Here is a 16850-nt window from a genome sequence, read left to right on the forward strand (position 1 = left end):
GTTACAATTCCCGCTTCAGTCGGATCTCGTCGTCCGTGATCGATTCGATCTTCGAACGGTCGAGCGGATAGTCGTCCTCGTCGGCGTCCGACCAGCCGAGCTTCGACAGGACGGTGTCGCCGAGCCCGGCGTCGGGGTCGACGTAGGCCGTACCGCCCCTGACGTCCGAGACCATCCCGATCTCGTCGCCGTTCTCGTTCACGACGCGCTTCCCCTCGTCCTCCTCCGTGATCGATCGTTGTGACATCCGTGTGGCTCCTCGAACTCCTCCGCGTTCGGTGATCGTGTGGCGGTGCTCCGGGTCGACTCGGTCGCTACCGAGCATCCCTCCACCCGACGTGGTGGCGTCCGGTGCATGTCCGGTGAGTCGGTTAGTTATGGGTACCGAATCGACCCGGCGGTCGTCTCAGGGAGCGTACAGTGTCCGCGTACGTCCGCATTACTCGAGCGTTCCGTCCGTCCCGTCAGGTCGTCCGCCCCGCCTGCGGACTATGCCCGACCGGCGTCGTCGAGCACGTCTCCGCCAATATCCGGGGCTCGTCCGGCGCCCTCGGGACCGGTGCGGGAGGTAAGCCCCCAGTCGGCCCCAGTAGCCCCGAGTTACTCGTGTGCTCCGTGCCACGACGCGGGCGAGACTGCCCACGCGGAAGATCTCCGTGCGGACCGTTCCGGGCGAACGACGTCGCGGCCCGTCGATCCGTACAACCACGGTGGATGTGGGTCCCGATCGGGTTGAAGTACGGCAACTCAGGTTTGCCCGGTCGTCTCGAGACGGCGGCCATCGGGGACCTGAGCGACGACGGGGAAAAGGTACTTGCACGCCGCCGTCCTGCACCCGACGATGGCCGACCAGGGGAGCGGGGGCGAACCGTCGAGCGTCCTCCGGAACAAGCGGGACGCGACGCGCTATCAGATCCTCGTCCAGATCGCGGACAGACAGCCGGCGGTGAGCCAGCAGGAGGTCGCCGACGCCATCGGCATCACCTCGCAGGCGGTGAGCGACTACCTGCAGGACCTCACCGAGCAGGGGGCCGTCAGGAAGCACGGGCGCGGCCGCTACGAGGTGACCAAGGAGGGCGTCGACTGGCTCATCACACGGACCGACGAGCTCCGCGAGTTCACCGACCACGTCTCCGAGAGCGTCATCGGACAGGTCGAGATCGACACGGCGCTCGCGACCACCGACGTCTCCGAGGGCCAACCGGTGTCGATATCGATGGCCGACGGCGTCCTCCGTGCGGCCGCAGGGACCGGAGGGACCGTCACCGCCGTCGCCGTCACCGACGCGGCCGCGGGCGAGGACGTCGGCGTCACCAACTTCGAGGGCGTCCTCGAGTACGATCTGGGCAAGGTGACGGTGATCGCGGTCCCCCAGGTCCAGGACGGCGGGAGCAGGCTCGCGGACGCCGACGCGGTCGCCGCCGCCGCCGCAGAGCACGACCTCGTCGGCGTCGCGGGGACCGAGGCGCTCGCGCTCGCGCGCCGCGCCGACGTCTCCCCCGACGTCCGGTTCGGGACCCCGTTCGCGGTACAGGAGGCCGCGATGAAGGGGCTCGACGTGCTCCTGCTCGCGACGACGGGCGAGGTGTCCTCCCACACCAACAAGCTGGTCGCAGAGAACATCAGCTACGAGGTCGTCGACGCCGCGGAGTGACGGTCCCGCCGACCCCGCCGGGGCGGAACCCCGTCCCGTCTCCCGCCCGGTCGAGGTGACGCGGGCTCCGCCTCGACCCCGTCAGTCCCCGTCCGCAGTGTGTAGCCGAATCCGGAGCTCCGTCCCGCCGGCCTCGCGTTCGCGGATGTCGAGCGTCCCGCGCGAGGCCGTCACGATCCACTTGATGAGCCAGAGCCCGAGCCCGCTGCTGTGGGTGAGCGCCGTCTCGGTCCGGCGCTCGATGGCGACGCGGTCCTGCTCCGGGATGCCGGGGCCGTCGTCCCTGACACAGAGGAGCACGTCGCCGCGCCCGTCGGCGCGACCGACGTCCAGCGACACCTCGATCTCGACCGGCGGTTCGCCGCCGTGTCGGGCCGCGTTCTCGACTGCCTCCTGCAGGGCGGCGCCGAGCACGGGGACCGCGACGACCCGACACGACTCGGGCAGCGACGTTCGGATCGAGACGTCGTGTCGTCGCTGGACCGCGTCCACCCGGCGACGGACGATGGCCGCGAGATCGAGCGGCGTCCGGTCGTCCTCGCGCTCGGTTCCCAGCAGCCCCTCCAGCGTCCCCGCCTTCTCGCTGTGTCCGATGAGCTTCCGCGCGGCCGACCGGACGCGGTCGACGCTCTCGAGCGCCGCCTCGTCGTCCAGTCGCCGTTCGAGGTTCTCGGCGTGCCCGGAGATGACCTGCACGTCGTTGCGGAGGTTGTGCCGCAGGAACCGGTTCAGCACCTCCAGTTGTGCGCGCCGCCGGTTCCCCGTGACGTCGGTGACGATGCCCTCGAGCGTCGCCGACGCGTCCCCGTCGGTGAACAGCCCGGTCGCGCGCTCGCGGACCCACCGCTCCCCGGAGTCGGCGGTCCGGAGGCGGTAGGTCGACTCGTAGGACCCGCCCTCGGCGAGGGCCGTCCGGCGGTTCCGGACGATGCCCGCGCGGTCCTCCTCGTGGACGAGGTCCGCGAAGGCGACGCCGTCGGAACCCGTGAGCGTCGCGGGGTCGTACCCGGTCAGCTCGGCGGCGTAGTCGTTGACGAACGCGAGCCGTCCCGCGTCGTCGGTCGCCGTCCGGAACACCATCCCAGGGAGGGTGGCGACGAGCGAGGAGAACTGCGTCTTCTGCCGTTCGAGCGCCTGCTCGGAGCGGTTCCGCTCGATGCAGGTCGCGACGTGTGCGGCGAGCAGTTCGGCGAGTTCGACGTCCGACTCGGAGAAGGCGGCCGGTTCGTTCGAGTACGCCTGGAACACCCCCACGTCGCCGAGGGGGACGGTGATCCCCGAGACGATGTCCCCGAACACCGGTTCGGCGTCCTCGTCGACGACGACGTCGTCCATCAGCTCGCTCTCGCCGCGCCGTAGCACCCTCCCGGCGACGCCCTCGTCGGTCCCGAGCACGCGGTCCGGCAGTTCCAGCCCGGTCGAGGTCGCCGCGGAGACGAACTTCCCGTCGACCGCGCGCAGGAACGTACACTGATCGAACCGGAGGATCTCCTCGGCGGCGTCGACCGCGAGTTCGAAGACGCGCGACTCGCCGTCGGCGGTGACCATCCCGTCGGCCACGTCGTGGAGGCTCGCGATCTTCCGGCGGTTCTCCCGGAGGGCGTTCACGCTCCGGACGCGTTCGAGCGCGTCGGCGGCGTGGCCAGCGAGCAGTTCCGCGAGCTCGAGGTCGCGCTCCGAGAACGCGCCGACCCGGGTCGCGGCGGCCTGGAGGACCCCGACGGACCCGACCGGCACGCTCATCAGGGACCGGTACCGGCTCCGGGCCGGGTCGACGTCGGGGTCGCCGTGGACGTCGTCGACCCGGACGCCCTCGTTGCTCCGGTACGTCTCGCCGGCGATCCCGTACTCGAGCGGGACCGAGTCGTGGAAGTCGGCCGACGCCGCGGACGTGCTCGCCTTCGTGACCAGTTCCTCTCCCTCGGCGACCGACATCGTGCTGGTGTCGAAATCGAGGATGTCGGCCGCCGCCGTCACCGTCAGCTCGTGGATCTCGGCCGCCCGCGAACACGACTCGAACTCCGTCGCGACGTCGTGGAGTCGCTCGACCGGGCGAACCGACCAGTCGTCGTGGGTCCGGGCCGGCGGCCCGCGGACGAAAAGCGCCGTCTCGTACGCGTCGGCCTCGGCCGGTCGGGCGGCGAGTTCGGTCGCCACCTCCCCGGTCGTGCCGCGCGCGAACACCCACTCGAAGCTGTCCCCCGTCTCGCGGCTCCTGGCGATCGCCCCCTCCAGGTGCTCCCCGGAGAAGACGGTGGGGCTCGGCGGGCAGAGGGCCGACAGCGGTTCGCCGCGCAGTTCCTCGGGGTCGAGTTCGAGCAGGGACGCGACGACCTCGTCGACGCCCCGAACGACCCCGTCGGTGACGGCGATCATCCCGTCCTCGAACGGGGAGGTCGCTTCGGGGGCGATCGTCCCGACCGGCGTCCGCGCTTCGTCCGTCATCGGTTCTCCTCGGTATGCGGGGCCGTTCGCCCCGCGTCCTCGTACCTTCCAGTTGCAAGTGGCCAGTAAATATCCTTCGACCCGACTGATTGCGACGGCCGACCGGACGTTCCGGCCGGAACGCCCCTCACGACCGGAGTTCCACGCCGACGCGTTCGGCGGCCTCGGGGAGGGCACGCGCCCGCTCGGCCGCGGCCACGTACTCCGCGATCGGCCGGTCGAGCGCGTCGACCCGGACGTCGCCGTCGCGGTGGGTCAGGCGTTCGTCGGCGTACGCCACCCGGCGGGCCGGGTCGGGGACCACCTCGGCGACGAGTTCCGGTTCGGCGGACGACGCCGCCGCGTCCGCGACGGCCTCGACCGCGGCCCGCCGGCGTTCCTCCACGTCCCCCGCGTCGTCCACGGCGAACGACTCGCCGTCCTCGATTCGGGACCGGACCGAATCGAACGCGTCGAGCGAGGCGAACCCGTCGACCGCCGCGACGACCGCCCGTGCCGGGCCCTCAGCGACGGATTCAGGGCTCCACGCCCCGCCGACGAGGTCGTACACGAGTTCCTCGAGCGCCCGCTCTGCCGGCGTCCCCGCCACGTCGCGGTCCATGTGCTCGGAGGCGTCGAACCCCCGCGTCAGGGACCGTTCGTCGACCGCGTCGTCCAACGCCGCGGCCAGCGACGTCGCGGCGTCCTCCAGGGCGGCTGCGATGTCGGTCTCCGCGTCGAGCGACTCGACGAACGCGTCGTACAGCGTCGCCGCGTCCGCGGTCAGCGCGCGGGCGTCCTCGTGCTCGCCCGCGAGTTCACCGACCCCGAGGACGCCCTCCGACTCCGCGTGGGGGCCGGACCGTCCGTCCAGCCGACCCTCGGCGTGCGCCGTGAACCCCTCGATCGCGGCGTGGACCACCGCCGCGCGGGCCGGGTCGTCGCCGACGTACTCCGTCCGCTCGCGAACGGCCGAGAGCTCCTCCCCGAGCTCCCCGCTCTCGGACGCCACGTCCTCGCGGGTCAACTCGCCCTCCGTCGCCCGCCACGCGGCCGAGACGGTCATCGAACGCCGGCGGGCGCGGCGGGCCTCGGACAGGAGTTCCCGCTCGGTCTCCGCCTCGACGGCACGCCGGATCGCCTCCTCGGCGTCCCCGTACCGGCGTCGCATCCGTTCCCTGACTGCGCCGTTCGGGACCTCGTCGGGGCCGAGCCGGTCGGGAACGTCGGCGAGCAGCTCCCGCGCGCGGTCGAGGCTGCCCGAGAGGCGCTCGTCGGGGAGGTCGACCGGGAACGTCCCGGCCACGGTCGGGTCCGACTCCCCCACGGCGCTCCGGAGCGCCGCCCCGTCCAGCGTGGGCGGCTCCTCCTCCCCGACCGGGAGGCGCCCGCACCCGGCGAGCGCGACGCCGCCGACGAGCGTGAGGGCGCCGCGTCGGGTCGTCCGCGGGCCCGTCATCGGTCGTCCCCCGTCGCGTTCCCCTCCCGGTCGCGGATCCACGGCGGGAGCCGACACCCGCTGAAACTGGATCCGGACCCGTATCCGCTGACCTGGTCGGGGTCCACGACGTCGGGGATCCGGACGAGCGTCGCCACCGTGTCGTACGTGTCCGTCTCGCAGGCAACGTCAACGTCCCGGAGCACGCGCCCGTAGTCCGTGCGGATCTCCGTGGCCGACCAGCCGACGTAACACAGTTCGCGGCGGTAGCACTCCCCGATCCGGGACTGGTCGACGTACACGGTCTCCTCGTCGAAGTCCGTCGCCTCGAGGAACTCGCGCGCGGCCCCGGCGCCGTCCACGTCGGCGAACCGCGTCGCGTCGACGCGTTCCCCGTCGGCGACGAACCCCTGCGGGTGGTACGACTCGGGGGGTCCATCCCCGTCAGTGGCGGTCCGCCCGTCCGCGAACCAGACGACCGCACGCTCGCCCGGGCCCCTGAGCGTCGCGAGCTCGGGGTCGGTCTCGACGTTCTCGGGGCCGCGCCGCTCGGTGGGCGTCCGGCTCGGCGAGTCGAACTCCGTCCCGTTACATCCGGCCGCGAGCGGGAGCAGCGCCGCCGCTCCGCGGAGGGCGTCTCGTCTCGTGATGGGGACCATCCTTTCGGCGGGAGTGGGTCCCCGGCCCCCATATAACGGTCGGATCCCCGCCCGCGGCCGTCGACCGGGGCCGACGAACTTCACCCCCGACCTTTATCGACCCTCCCTGCCACCCCGGCGTATGCCCGACGTGACGCTCGTCGACCGCGGCCGCGTCCGCGCGGACGCCGGCTACGTGCTCGACGGCCACACGATGGCGAGCGCGGCGGAGCCGAACCCCGACCACGAGCGCCTCGAGTTCGTCGTCTGGAGCGCGGTCGTCGAGGCCGGCGGCCGGACCTACCTCTGGGACACCGGCCCGCCGCCGAACGCCGCCGACTACTGGCCGGACCCGCTGTACGGCGCCTTCGAGGCGTACGACGCCGACGGGCGCTCGCTCGCGGCCGACCTCGCGACGGCGGGCTACGACCTCGGCGACGTCGACGCGGTGGTCGCGAGCCACCTCCACCTCGACCACGCCGGCGAACTCGACGCGTTCGCGGGGACGGGGACCCCGGTGTACGTCCACGAGGAGGAGCTGAAGTACGCCTTCTACTCCGCGAAGACGGGAGAGGGCTCCGTCGCGTACCTCGCGGACGACTTCGACGGCGACCTGAACTGGTCGGTCGTCCGCCGGCACCGCCACACCCTCGCGGACGGCTTCGAACTGCTCCACCTGCCCGGACACACCCCGGGCGTGCTCGGCGCGCTGGTCGAGACGGACGCCGGCACCCTGCTCGTCGCCGGAGACGAGGCGTACGTCGAAGCGAACCTCGAAGACGGCGTCCCCCTCGGGCCAGGACTTCTGTGGAGCGAACCGGCGTGGCGCGAGAGCCGGGAGACGCTGCTGGAACTCCGGCGGCGCCACGACGCCGACGTGCTGTACGGCCACGACCTCGACCGGTTCGAGGAACTGGCCGAGCGGTACTGAGCGGCCGGGTCGGTCGCCGACGCCGCTGGGCCGGCGACCGACCGTCGGTTCGCGGCCCGGCCGAGTTCCGTAAACCATTACTCGTAGCTCGGTTTACGACACCTCGATGAGCACGGACACTCGGCAGGTCGACCTCGTCGACGACGCCGTCGTCGGCAACCTCGCCCGCGCGGCGCTGTTCGCGGCGCTCACGGGCGTCTTCGCGTACGTCTCGTTCCAGCTCCCGGTCACCTCGGTTCCGTTCACGCTGCAGGTGCTCGGCGTGTTCCTCGCCGGCGCGTTCCTCGGGCCGGCCTGGGGCGCCGGTTCGATGACGCTGTACCTGCTCGCGGGCGCGGTCGGCGCGCCCGTCTTCGCCTACGGGGCGGCGGGCGTCGGCGTCCTGTTCGGCCAGTGGGGCGGCTACCTCTGGTCGTACCCGTTCGCTGCGGGAGTCGTCGGCCTCGCGGCGCACGGCACTGGGGACCGACGCGACCCCCGCGAGGTCGGGCTGGCGCGGCTCGTCGGCGGGATGGCGGCGGCGACGCTCGTCGTCTACACGTTCGGGACGGTCGGATACGCGGTCGTGGGCGACGTCAGTTTCGCGGCGGCCGTCCTCGCGGCGGCGGTCCCGTTCGTCCCCGCGGAACTCCTGAAGATGGCCGCGGCCGTGGCGGTCGTCAGGAGCGACGCCGTCGTCGCCCGGTAGATGATCTCGGTCCGGGGGGTGACCCACGGCTACGGCGACGACGTCGTGCTCGCGGACGTGTCGCTCACCGTCCCCGACGGCGAGTTCCTCGTCCTCGCGGGCGCGAACGGCTCCGGGAAGACGACGCTCGTCCGGCACTTCAACGGGCTGCTCGCCCCCGACGAGGGGGAGGTGCTCGTCGACGGGACGCCCGTCGCCGACGACCCCGTCGCGGCACGGACGGCGGTCGGAATGGTGTTCCAGGAGCCGCGCGACGCGTTCGTCGCGGCGACCGTCGGCGCCGACGTGGCGTTCGGCCCGGAGAACCTGGGGCTCGCCCGCCCTGAGATCGACGACCGCGTCGGCGACGCGCTGGCAGGCGTGGGGCTGGCGGGTCGGCGGGACGAACGGATCGACCGGCTCTCGGGCGGCGAGCGGGAGCGGGTCGCGATCGCCGGCGCGCTCGCGATGCGCCCGGGGCACCTCGTCCTCGACGAACCGTTCACGGGACTGGACGAACCGGCGCGTCGTTCCGTGCTCGCACGGCTCGACGAACTGCACGCGGGAGGGACCGGCGTGATCGTCGTCACCCACGACCTCCGGGACGTGTTCGACCGAGCGGATCGGCTGATCGCCCTCTCGGACGGGCGAATCGCCGTCGACGGCGCGCCCGCTGCCGTGCGCGAGGAGCTGACCGACCTCCCGATCCGCGTGCCCGGACCCCGCTGATGCTCCGGTACGCCCCCGGCGACACGCTCGCACACCGGCTCGACCCCCGCACGAAACTCACGGCCCAGGCGGCGTTCGTTACGGTCGCGTTCGCACACACCACCCCCGTCGGACTGCTCGCCCTGACGGCCGTTGCCCTCGGACTCCTCGCGCTCGCGGGGCTCGGTCCCCGGGTCGCGCTCGGCGAGGTCCGCGGCGTCGTGCCGTTCCTGCTCGTGGGACCCGTCGTCGAGGCCGCGCGCTTCGGCCCGCCCTGGCTCGTCCCCGCCGACGCCGTCGCGCCGGCGCTGGCGAGCTACCGGACCGTCCTCCTGCTGCTGCTCGCGGTCGCCTACGTCCGGACGACGCCGGTGCGGGACTCGGAGGCGGCGGTCGCCCGGCTCGTCCCCGGCCGGCCGGGTCGGCTGGCCGCCATCGGCGTCGGACTCGTCTTCCGGTTCCTGCCGCTGCTGCAGGCGGACGTCGCGAGGGCGCGGACGGCGATGCGCGCGCGCCTCGGGACCGAGCGGCCCGTCGCGGAGCGGGTCCGCCTCGTCGCGACCGCCGGCCTGGGGCACGCCCTCGGCCGAGCGGACGCGCTCGCGCTCGCGCTCCGGGCGCGGTGCGTCTCCTGGAACCCGACGCCGCCGCCCCTCGAGTTCGGCCGCGCCGACGCGGCGGGCCTGGCGTTCTCGGCCGGACTGCTCGCCTGGGGGCTGCTCCCGTGAGCGTGGCCGTTCCCCGCGTCGCCGGCGCAGGTCCCGTTCCCGGGTCGCGGTCCGAGGTCGGAGGGCGCCGAACTGCCGCCGGCATCGGTCGTCCGCGCTCGAACCCGGCCGACCGATGCCGACGTGCTTTTTATGGCCGCCGGGAGAACTCACGGACGACATGAGCGAACGCGGCATGGAGGACTGGCTGGTTCGGTATCTGGTGGTGCTGGTCGTCGGCTCGACGGCGCTGCTGGCGCTCCTGTACGGGCTCGTCTTCATGAACTCGATGGGGACGGCCGCGCTCTCGGTCGTCGTGCTCGCGCTGGTGAGCGTCCTCGTCGTCCGCGACCTCAGGGACTGGCGGACGGCTTAGGCGGCGTCCTCCAGCGTCGCGAGTTCGTCGTCGGACAGGTCGAGTTCGGCGGCGCCCACGTTCTCCTCCAGGTGGTCGACGCTCGAGGTTCCCGGAATCGGGAGCGTCACGTCCCAGCGCTCGAGCAACCACGCGAGCGCGACCTGCTGCTCCGTGGCGTCGTGTACGTCCGCCACCTCCCCGAGCGGGTTCGCCGCGTCCCCGAGGTCGCCCGCCTCGAGCGGGAAGTAGGGGATGAACCCGATGCCCGCGTCCTCGCAGGCCGAGAGCACGTCCTCGTGCTCGCGGTTCGCGACGCTGTAGCTGTTCTGGACGGTCGCCACGTCGACCTGCTCGCGCGCCTCGTCCAGTTGCTCGACCGAGACGTTCGACAGGCCGACGTGACGAACGTGCCCCGCGTCCTTCAGTTCCGCGAACGCTGCGACGCTGTCGGCGAACGGGGTGTCGGGGTCGGGTCGGTGGAACTGGTAGAGGTCGACGGTGTCGACGCCGAGTCTGTCCTTGCTCACGAGAACCTGGTTCCGGACGTAGTCGGGGTCGCCGTGGGGCTTCCACTCGCCGGCGTCGTCACGCAGGAGCCCGGCCTTCGTCGCGACGACCGCCTCCCCCGGGACCTCGGCCTCCCGGAGGAGACGCTCCGAGACGCCCGGGCCGTAGGAGTCCGCGGTGTCGACGAAGTCGACGCCCAGTTCGAGCGCCCGGCGGGCGACCGTTCGGGCCGCCCCTTCGTCGTCGGGCGGGCCGATGACGTCCTCCCCACAGAGCCGCATCGCGCCGAACCCGAGGCGATTCACCGTCGTCTCCCCGCCGATGTCGAACGTGCCGGCCGCGCCGGCGTCGGGCTGGTCGCTCATGCGGGAATCGGTTCGGCTCCCCGCCTGATAATCGATGCGGCGGGACGGTGGTGGGCTCCCCGCGGGCCGCTCCGGTCCGGTCGCGCGATCCGTCGGCCGGGTCCGGATGGCCCGCCAGTACGGACGGTGGAGCCGACGCTGGTCCGTTTCACGTTCCGCCCCGCATCGCCGACGCGAGCCCTCGGCTGGCCGGGATAGCGTTCGAAAGAATCGTTCGTTCGTGTCCGACGTCGCCGCGAGGCGACGGTGGAACCCTATCTACAGGCGCTCGACGTTCGTCGCGCGCGGGCCCTTGGGGGCCTGCTCGATGTCGAACTCGATCTCCTGTCCTTCTTCGAGATCCGGACCGCCGACGTCCTCCATGTGGAAGAACACGTCCTCGTCCGCGTCGTCGCTCTCGATGAAACCGTAGCCGCCAGTGTCGTTGAAGAAGTCAACCTTCCCTTTCGCCATTGCAACCTCCCGTAGCGGGGGCCGAGGGATAACCCTTCCGCGTGTCGCGGTACCACGGACCCCTATGGGTCTCCGGCACGAAACCGCACCGAGACGGGTCGACGACGACCGTCTCGAGCGAATCGCCGGTTCGACCGGTCACGCCGGCCCGAGGTAGCTCCAGGCGTGGAGCCTGTCCCCGTCGCCCTCGATCCAGCGCTCGCCGACGTCGTCGCGGTAGTACATGTTCGGCATCACGACGTCGCCGATGCGGTCGTAACACCGTTCGCGGGCCTCCTGCATCGTCTCGCCCTTCCCGGTCACGACGAGGGGCATGCCGTTGTCGCCCGCGACGCGCCACTGACCGTCGACCCGCTTCACGTCCTCGAGGTGGACCCCCTCGTGGCTGTCGGCGTCGAAGACGACGGCGGCGTTCCGCGAACACTCGTCGTACGTCCGCTCGTCGTCGAACGGGAACGGGGGCAGGACGATCCGCACCCCTACCTGATACCCGTCGTGAACCTCCAACTCGGGGTCGTCGCCGTGGGCGAGGTCGTGGAGGAACTCGCCGGTTCCGGACTCGAACGACTCCTCCTGGAGCGCGATGGTGGGGTACCCGAAGCGGGGCGTGAACTCCAGGGGGTGGATGCCGTCCCCGTTGACGATGCAGTTCAGGTCGATGCTCCCGACGTAGCCCTCCTCCGCCAGCCAGCCCTCCAGTTTGCCGAGTGTTTCCTCGAACAGCTTGTTGTGCCCCGCCCAGAACATCGACGTCCCCATCTCGCCCGTCGAGGGTCCGATGTTCCCCGGGAACAGTTTCTTGTGCTCGAAGTTGAAGTTGACCCGGTCGATGAACCCCTCGCCGTCGAAGAAGCCGCAGACGGCGATCTCGACGCCCTCGACCTTCCGCTGGAGCTGGAACCCCTTCATCCGGTACCCCCACGCCTTCTCGTAGGCGCCAAGCACGTCCACGACGTCGCTCCCGTCGTCCTCGTTCCCGACGTAGAGGAGCCTCTTGACGTTCTGGACCTCGCCGAGGGGCTTGATCACGTACGGGGCGGGGTTCTTACGGACGTGCCGGATGCCCTCGTCGAAGTCGTGGAACACGTGGTGTTCGATCGTGTTCACGCCGTGTTCCTCGAGGATCTGCATGGCGTAGCCGCGATCCTCCTCGAGGCTGTCCGTGTTCGGCGTGCCGCCGACGACTGCTTTGCCACGTTCACGGAGCTCCCGTGCGAGTTCGCCGGTGCCGACGTCCGAGCCGACCCAGACGTCGTCGAAGACGACGACGTCGGCCCATTCGACGTCCGCGCGCCAATCGTCCGTCTTCGGCACGAAGCCGTTCCCGATCTCCCCGTCGCTCTCGGCTTCGATGTAGTACCTCACGTCGTGTCCCTCCTCGTGGACCTGCCACGCGAGGTCGGCGATCAGTGCGGCGTCCAGCGAACAGAAGAGGAAGCGTTTCGGGTCCATGACGGGTGCCCGCAGGCAACGGATAAAATACCCGCCGCCCGCGGTCGGGGCCTCCCGCCGGGGACGCTTCGGGCCGCCCGCGGGCAGGCCTCGCCCCGACGGGGCCGCATCACGCTCGGACGAGGACGACCCGCGATGATTCGAATCGAAACCTTTGACTGACTGGCCAGTCAGTATTCGACAACGCCGGCCACGCGGCCGGACCCCCGTTCCACGATGAGTCAGGAGCACGACACCGAGACGGCGTTCATGGAGGCGACGTACCGGGCCCTCTGCAAGCACGGGTACGCCGACCTCACCATGCAGGACATCGCCGACGAGACGGACAAGAGCAAGGCCGCCCTCCACTACCACTTCGAGGGCAAGGAGGACCTGCTGTTGCGGTTCCTCACGTACCTCCACGAGCAGTTCCGGGAGCGCACCGCCGACCCGGCAGGGGACACCCCGGCCGAACGGCTGGTCGCGCTCGTCCGCACGGTGCTGGAGACGCCCGCCGACGGCGCCGACCAGCAGTTCAACACGGCGTACATGGAGATCAAGGCCCAGGCGCCGTTCCACGAGGGGTACCGCGAGCAGCTCCGCGCCATCGACGAGGGGCTACGCGTGACGGTTCGCGACCTCGTCGCCGACGGCGTCGAGGTCGGCCAGTTCCCCGCGGACGTCGACCCCGACGAGGTCGCTGCGTTCGTGACCACCTACGTCCACGGGACGTGGACCCGCTCGGCGGCCGTCGGCGCGGACGTCTCCGCCATGCGCGAGCGGCTGGTGAACTACGTCGACGACCTCCTCGCCGACGACGTCGCGGTCGCGGTCGACCCCGAGTGCGAGGCGTCCGACCCGGAGCGGGAGACGTCAAGTACGGACCCGGAGGGCTCCGAGTGAGCCTTCGTGACGGCCTCTCCTCCGTGTTCAAGGGCCGCGAGGAGTTCGACCTCACCTCCGGCGACATCGGGAAGCCGCTGTTCTACCTCTCGCTGCCCATCGTCATCACGAACCTCCTCCAGACGGCCTACAACCTCGCGGACACCTACTGGCTCGGCCGGTACAGCACGGAGGCGCTGGCGGCCATCTCCTTCGCGTTCCCGATGGTGTTCCTGCTCATCTCGCTCGGGATGGGCGTCTCGGTCGCCGGCAGCGTCCTCGTCGCCCAGCACACGGGCGCCGACGAGGAGCGGGAGGCGGAGTACGCCGCCTCACAGACCGTCACGTTCGCCGTCCTCGCGTCGATCGTCCTCGGCGGAATCGGCTACTTCCTCGTCGGCGACCTGCTCGCGCTGCTCGGCGCCTCGGACGAGGTGCTCCCGCTGGCGACCGACTACATGGAGGTCATCGCACAGGGGATGGTGTTCATGTTCGGCTTCTTCGTGTTCGTCGCGCTCATGCGGGGCTACGGGGACACCATCACCCCGATGCTGGTGATGTTCGGGACGGTCGTGCTCAACATCGTCATCGACCCGTTCCTCATCTTCGGATTCGAGAACAACCCCCTGTTCGGGATGGTCGGCGCGAGGGGTCTCGAGGCGAACCTGCTTGCGGCCACCGGCTACGCCGGGTCGGGCGTGGCGGGGGCGGCGTACGCCACCATCTTCTCGCGGGCGCTCGCGTTCGTGGTCGGACTCGCCATCATGTTCCGCGGGACGCGGGGGGTCAGGATCCGCCTCCGCGACCTGGCGCCGGACTTCACCTACGCCCGGCGCATCGTCAGGCTCGGCGTGCCCGCCTCGATCGAGGGGACCGGGCGCTCGCTCTCGGTGAACCTGATGCTCGTCATCGTCGCGCTCTTCCCCACCACGGTCGTCGCCGGGTACGGCATCGGCGTCAGGGTGTTCTCGGTCATCTTCCTCCCGGCAATCGCGGTCGCCCGCGGCGTCGAGACGATGACCGGACAGAACATCGGCGCCGGGAAGCCGGACCGGGCGGCGGAGGCCGCCCGCCTCGCCGCGAAGGTGATGTTCCTCGTCCTCACCGGCGTCGGGATCGTCACGTGGGTCGCCGCCGCCCCCATCGCGGCGGTGTTCACCGACGACCCGGCGGTCGTCACGGTCACCGAGGACTTCCTCCGGTGGGTCGCGCCCTCCTTCGGGTTCATCGGCGTGATGCGGGCCTACACGGGGAGTTTCCGCGGCGCGAGCAAGACGCTCACCGCGGCGGCCATCTCGATCCTCATGCTCGGGTTCATCCGGCTCCCGGTCGCCTTCGTCGCCGTCCGGCCGCCCGCGTTCCTCCCGGTCCCGTCGTTCGAGGAGCCCGGCATCTGGATGGCCTTCGCCGTCTCGAACACGCTCGGGGCGCTCATCGCCTACGCCTGGTACCAGCGGGGCACCTGGCGCGGGGGCGATCTCACCGACGAGACGGTCACGGCCGGCGACGACGGCGAGGCGAACGTGACGCCGGTCGACGACTGAGGTCGGTCCGTCGGTGCCGTTTTCGTCCGCGGCCCCGTCCCCCGACGTGTGAACACGGATCCGGACTCCCTGGCGGAGGAACGGCGCGTCTGGCTCGTGGAGCGCACCTACGGCGACGACGAACTGAACCTCGTCATCCTCGTCTACGCGACCCCCGACGGCGAGCGGTACCTCAGGAAGGAGCGGGCGCTGACGAGTTTCGACGACGAGCGGCCGACCCCCGTCTCCATGCTGGTCGCCCCCGAGGAACTGGGCGAGGTGGGCGACGCGGCAGAAAGCGAGCGGTACGCGGCGGAAGCCGACAGGATGCGGTCGAACCACGACCCCGAGGACACGATCTGACGCCGACCGGGTCCGGCGGGCGGCCCGCGGGAACCGGCAATCGCCCCAATGGGGGACACGGTTTTCACGCGGCGGGTGGACCGTCAGGTATGCTTCACGCGACTGGGCCGCTCCTGACCGTCGACGTCACGAAGCGCGCCGTAGAGGAGACCGACGTCTCGGACGTCCTCGAGGAGTTCATCGGCGGACGGGGCGCCGCGACCGCGCTCGCCCACGAGCGCATCCCGTTCGACGCCGACCCGTTCGGTCCCGAGAACCGGGCATATCTCGCCACGGGGCCGCTCCAGCTGAGTCGGATGAGCTTCACCGGCCGGATGAGCATGACCGGCCTCTCGCCGCTCACCGACGGTCTCGCCTCCACCAACGCGGGCGGCTACCTCTCGCGGAACTTCGCCGACACGGGCTACTCGGTCGTCGAGTTCGCCGGCCAGTCCGACGAGTTGCTCGCGATCCACGTCACCGACGGGGGCGTCGAGTTCGAGGAAGTGCCCGAACTCGAGGGTGCCACGGTTCCCGAGACGTCCGACTACGTCGAGGAGCGCCGCGATCTCGGCCCGGAGCACTGCATCGCCATCGGTCCAGCGGGGGAGAACCTCGTCCGGTTCGCCTCCGTGATGACGTTCGACTCGCGCGCGTTCGGCCGCGGCGGTCTGGGGGCCGTCCTCGGCTCGAAGGGGATCAAGTGCGTCTCCTTCGAGGGCGACTCCAGCCCGGACATCGAGGTGTCGAACCCGCCGGCGATGGACGTCCACCGCGAGGCCGCCACCAGCGACGACCGGATGAAACGACAGGGGACGACCGGCGGGACGGAGTTCAGGAACGACAACTTCGCGCTTCCCACGCGCTACTTCGACGAGTACGAGTTCGAGTCAGCGGCGGGGATCGGCGGGGACGCCGTCGAGGAGAAGAAGTACAAGAAGGGCGCCTGCTCGCAGTGCGCGTACGCCTGCAAGCTTCCCACCCGCGACGAGGCCGAAGGGGTGGAGACGGAGGGCCCCGAGTTCGAGACGGTGTACGCGTTCGGCTCCTGTCAGGGCGTCGGCGACATCGTCGACGTGATGAAGGCGAACGAACTGTGCGACACGCTCGGGATGGACACCATCTCCGCGGGCGTCACCGTCGCCGCCTTCCTCAAGAGCGAGGACGCCTTCGGCGACGCCGAACTGGCACAGGAGATCACCGAGAAGATCGCCCATCGGGAGGGGATCGGCGACCTGCTCGCCGAGGGCGTCGACCGCGCCCACGAGGAACTCGGCGTCGACAACTACTCGGTGAAGGGGATGGAGTTCGCCGCCCACGACGGCCGCGTGCTCCACGGCCAGGGGCTCTCGTACGCGGTGGCGAACCGCGGCGCCGACCACATGTACGGGGGAATGCTCAGGCTGGAGTACTCCGGCGAACTCGACCCGCAGGGGACGCTCGGAAAGGCCGAACGGCTGGTCCACGAGGAGAACCGGAACGTGATCCGCGACTCGGGCATCGTCTGTGCGTTCGCCGGCGACTACGTCACCGACGACCGCCTCGCGGCGCTGCTCGAGACCGACTACGAGCACCTGCTCGAGATCGGCGCCCGCGTCGTCGCACGCGAGCGCCACTTCAACAACGAGCGGGGGAGGGACGGCGCCGCCGACGAACTCCCCTACGCGGACGAGGTCCCGGACCTCGGGGCGTCGATCCGGGAGTACTACGGGGCGCGCGGCTGGAACGACGACGGGACGGTGCCCGCGGACGCGCTCGACGCCCCGACCGACACGGCGGTCGGCGCGGCGGTCGCCGACGACTGAGCCCGGTCGTTGGCCGG

Annotated in this window: 17 protein-coding genes; 10 read left to right on the forward strand and 7 right to left on the reverse strand. The window is 71.2% G+C overall.

The genetic code is table 11. The annotated features are described in order from the left end of the window. Position 1: 1 nt before the first annotated feature. Entirely contained in the window at positions 2–247 is a 246-nt protein-coding gene (locus HUG12_RS12675; protein WP_179269117.1) for a PRC-barrel domain containing protein, read from the reverse strand. 594 nt (positions 248–841) lie between these two features. Between HUG12_RS12675 and HUG12_RS12680 the strand changes: the two genes are divergently transcribed. Continuing rightward, positions 842–1654, forward strand: a complete 813-nt coding sequence (locus HUG12_RS12680; RefSeq protein ID WP_179269118.1) for a DUF7839 domain-containing protein — start codon at positions 842–844, stop codon at positions 1652–1654. A gap of 81 nt (positions 1655–1735) precedes the next feature. Here the strand turns inward: HUG12_RS12680 and HUG12_RS12685 are convergent, their stop codons facing one another. The 3 genes from HUG12_RS12685 to HUG12_RS12695 all read right to left on the reverse strand — a co-directional run bounded on the left by HUG12_RS12685 (position 1736) and on the right by HUG12_RS12695 (position 6175). Then, positions 1736–4099 (reverse strand): GAF domain-containing protein, encoded by a 2364-nt coding sequence (locus tag HUG12_RS12685; RefSeq protein ID WP_179269119.1) that lies wholly within the window; start codon positions 4097–4099, stop codon positions 1736–1738. A 127-nt stretch (positions 4100–4226) separates the two neighbouring features. Further along, positions 4227–5537 carry a hypothetical protein gene (locus HUG12_RS12690; RefSeq protein ID WP_179269120.1) on the reverse strand — a complete coding sequence of 437 codons (1311 nt, stop codon included), beginning with the start codon at positions 5535–5537 and terminating at the stop codon, positions 4227–4229. Continuing rightward, on the reverse strand, positions 5534–6175 hold the full coding sequence (locus HUG12_RS12695) for a hypothetical protein (protein ID WP_179269121.1): 642 nt from the start codon (positions 6173–6175) through the stop codon (positions 5534–5536). Before HUG12_RS12695 ends, HUG12_RS12690 begins: the two co-directional genes overlap by 4 nt. Positions 6176–6296: 121 nt before the next feature. On the opposite strand from HUG12_RS12695, the gene HUG12_RS12700 reads away from it, so the two are divergent. The 5 genes from HUG12_RS12700 (at position 6297) to HUG12_RS12720 (ending at position 9543) form a co-directional block, all read left to right on the forward strand. Beyond that, a complete protein-coding gene (locus HUG12_RS12700) occupies positions 6297–7085 on the forward strand; it encodes an N-acyl homoserine lactonase family protein (RefSeq protein WP_179269122.1) in 789 nt (262 codons plus the stop codon). A 106-nt stretch (positions 7086–7191) separates the two neighbouring features. Further along, entirely contained in the window at positions 7192–7773 is a 582-nt protein-coding gene (locus tag HUG12_RS12705; protein WP_179269123.1) for a biotin transporter BioY, read from the forward strand. Next, positions 7774–8481 (forward strand): energy-coupling factor ABC transporter ATP-binding protein, encoded by a 708-nt coding sequence (locus tag HUG12_RS12710; protein WP_179269124.1) that lies wholly within the window; start codon positions 7774–7776, stop codon positions 8479–8481. Beyond that, positions 8481–9188 (forward strand): CbiQ family ECF transporter T component, encoded by a 708-nt coding sequence (locus tag HUG12_RS12715; protein WP_179269125.1) that lies wholly within the window; start codon positions 8481–8483, stop codon positions 9186–9188. Before HUG12_RS12710 ends, HUG12_RS12715 begins: the two co-directional genes overlap by 1 nt. A 160-nt stretch (positions 9189–9348) precedes the next feature. Beyond that, positions 9349–9543 (forward strand): hypothetical protein, encoded by a 195-nt coding sequence (locus tag HUG12_RS12720; RefSeq protein ID WP_179269126.1) that lies wholly within the window; start codon positions 9349–9351, stop codon positions 9541–9543. On the opposite strand, the gene HUG12_RS12725 is transcribed toward HUG12_RS12720, so the two are convergent. From HUG12_RS12725 to HUG12_RS12735, 3 genes are all read right to left on the reverse strand, one after another. Beyond that, complete coding sequence (locus HUG12_RS12725; RefSeq protein WP_179269127.1) at positions 9540–10397, reverse strand: aldo/keto reductase; 858 nt, start codon at positions 10395–10397, stop codon at positions 9540–9542. The two genes, HUG12_RS12720 and HUG12_RS12725, sit on opposite strands and share 4 nt — an antisense overlap. Positions 10398–10655: 258 nt before the next feature. After that, positions 10656–10850, reverse strand: coding sequence for a cold-shock protein (locus tag HUG12_RS12730; protein ID WP_179269128.1), 195 nt, complete (start codon positions 10848–10850; stop codon positions 10656–10658). 138 nt (positions 10851–10988) lie between these two features. Then, the gene (locus HUG12_RS12735) at positions 10989–12302 is read right to left on the reverse strand and encodes a phosphoribosylamine--glycine ligase (protein WP_179269129.1); all 1314 of its coding nucleotides are present in this window, start codon (positions 12300–12302) and stop codon (positions 10989–10991) included. Between the two features lie 216 nt (positions 12303–12518). Here HUG12_RS12735 and HUG12_RS12740 point away from each other — a divergent pair, with 216 nt between their 5' ends. The 4 genes from HUG12_RS12740 to HUG12_RS12755 all read left to right on the forward strand — a co-directional run bounded on the left by HUG12_RS12740 (position 12519) and on the right by HUG12_RS12755 (position 16833). After that, positions 12519–13184: a TetR/AcrR family transcriptional regulator gene (locus HUG12_RS12740; RefSeq protein ID WP_218836315.1), complete on the forward strand. Its 666-nt coding sequence runs from the start codon at positions 12519–12521 to the stop codon at positions 13182–13184. Further along, on the forward strand, positions 13181–14707 hold the full coding sequence (locus tag HUG12_RS12745) for an MATE family efflux transporter (RefSeq protein ID WP_179269130.1): 1527 nt from the start codon (positions 13181–13183) through the stop codon (positions 14705–14707). The genes HUG12_RS12740 and HUG12_RS12745 overlap by 4 nt, the downstream gene beginning before the upstream one ends. Before the next feature lie 48 nt (positions 14708–14755). Next, on the forward strand, positions 14756–15049 hold the full coding sequence (locus HUG12_RS12750; RefSeq protein ID WP_179269131.1) for a hypothetical protein: 294 nt from the start codon (positions 14756–14758) through the stop codon (positions 15047–15049). Positions 15050–15138: 89 nt separating this feature from the next. Continuing rightward, positions 15139–16833: an aldehyde ferredoxin oxidoreductase C-terminal domain-containing protein gene (locus HUG12_RS12755; protein ID WP_179269132.1), complete on the forward strand. Its 1695-nt coding sequence runs from the start codon at positions 15139–15141 to the stop codon at positions 16831–16833. Positions 16834–16850 lie beyond the last annotated feature (17 nt).

This window comes from Halorarum salinum (assembly GCF_013402875.1).
Taxonomy (GTDB): Archaea; Halobacteriota; Halobacteria; order Halobacteriales; family Haloferacaceae; genus Halorarum; species Halorarum salinum.

Excerpts from the sequence above, each read along its gene's own strand:
- HUG12_RS12675 (WP_179269117.1), bottom strand. The coding sequence starts at position 247 with ATGTCACAACGATCGATCACGGAGGAGGACGAGGGGAAGCGCGTCGTG.
- HUG12_RS12680 (WP_179269118.1), top strand. The coding sequence starts at position 842 with ATGGCCGACCAGGGGAGCGGGGGCGAACCGTCGAGCGTCCTCCGGAAC.
- HUG12_RS12685 (WP_179269119.1), bottom strand. The coding sequence starts at position 4,099 with ATGACGGACGAAGCGCGGACGCCGGTCGGGACGATCGCCCCCGAAGCG.
- HUG12_RS12690 (WP_179269120.1), bottom strand. The coding sequence starts at position 5,537 with ATGACGGGCCCGCGGACGACCCGACGCGGCGCCCTCACGCTCGTCGGC.
- HUG12_RS12695 (WP_179269121.1), bottom strand. The coding sequence starts at position 6,175 with ATGGTCCCCATCACGAGACGAGACGCCCTCCGCGGAGCGGCGGCGCTG.
- HUG12_RS12700 (WP_179269122.1), top strand. The coding sequence starts at position 6,297 with ATGCCCGACGTGACGCTCGTCGACCGCGGCCGCGTCCGCGCGGACGCC.
- HUG12_RS12705 (WP_179269123.1), top strand. The coding sequence starts at position 7,192 with ATGAGCACGGACACTCGGCAGGTCGACCTCGTCGACGACGCCGTCGTC.
- HUG12_RS12710 (WP_179269124.1), top strand. The coding sequence starts at position 7,774 with ATGATCTCGGTCCGGGGGGTGACCCACGGCTACGGCGACGACGTCGTG.
- HUG12_RS12715 (WP_179269125.1), top strand. The coding sequence starts at position 8,481 with ATGCTCCGGTACGCCCCCGGCGACACGCTCGCACACCGGCTCGACCCC.
- HUG12_RS12720 (WP_179269126.1), top strand. The coding sequence starts at position 9,349 with ATGAGCGAACGCGGCATGGAGGACTGGCTGGTTCGGTATCTGGTGGTG.
- HUG12_RS12725 (WP_179269127.1), bottom strand. The coding sequence starts at position 10,397 with ATGAGCGACCAGCCCGACGCCGGCGCGGCCGGCACGTTCGACATCGGC.
- HUG12_RS12730 (WP_179269128.1), bottom strand. The coding sequence starts at position 10,850 with ATGGCGAAAGGGAAGGTTGACTTCTTCAACGACACTGGCGGCTACGGT.
- HUG12_RS12735 (WP_179269129.1), bottom strand. The coding sequence starts at position 12,302 with ATGGACCCGAAACGCTTCCTCTTCTGTTCGCTGGACGCCGCACTGATC.
- HUG12_RS12740 (WP_218836315.1), top strand. The coding sequence starts at position 12,519 with ATGAGTCAGGAGCACGACACCGAGACGGCGTTCATGGAGGCGACGTAC.
- HUG12_RS12755 (WP_179269132.1), top strand. The coding sequence starts at position 15,139 with ATGCTTCACGCGACTGGGCCGCTCCTGACCGTCGACGTCACGAAGCGC.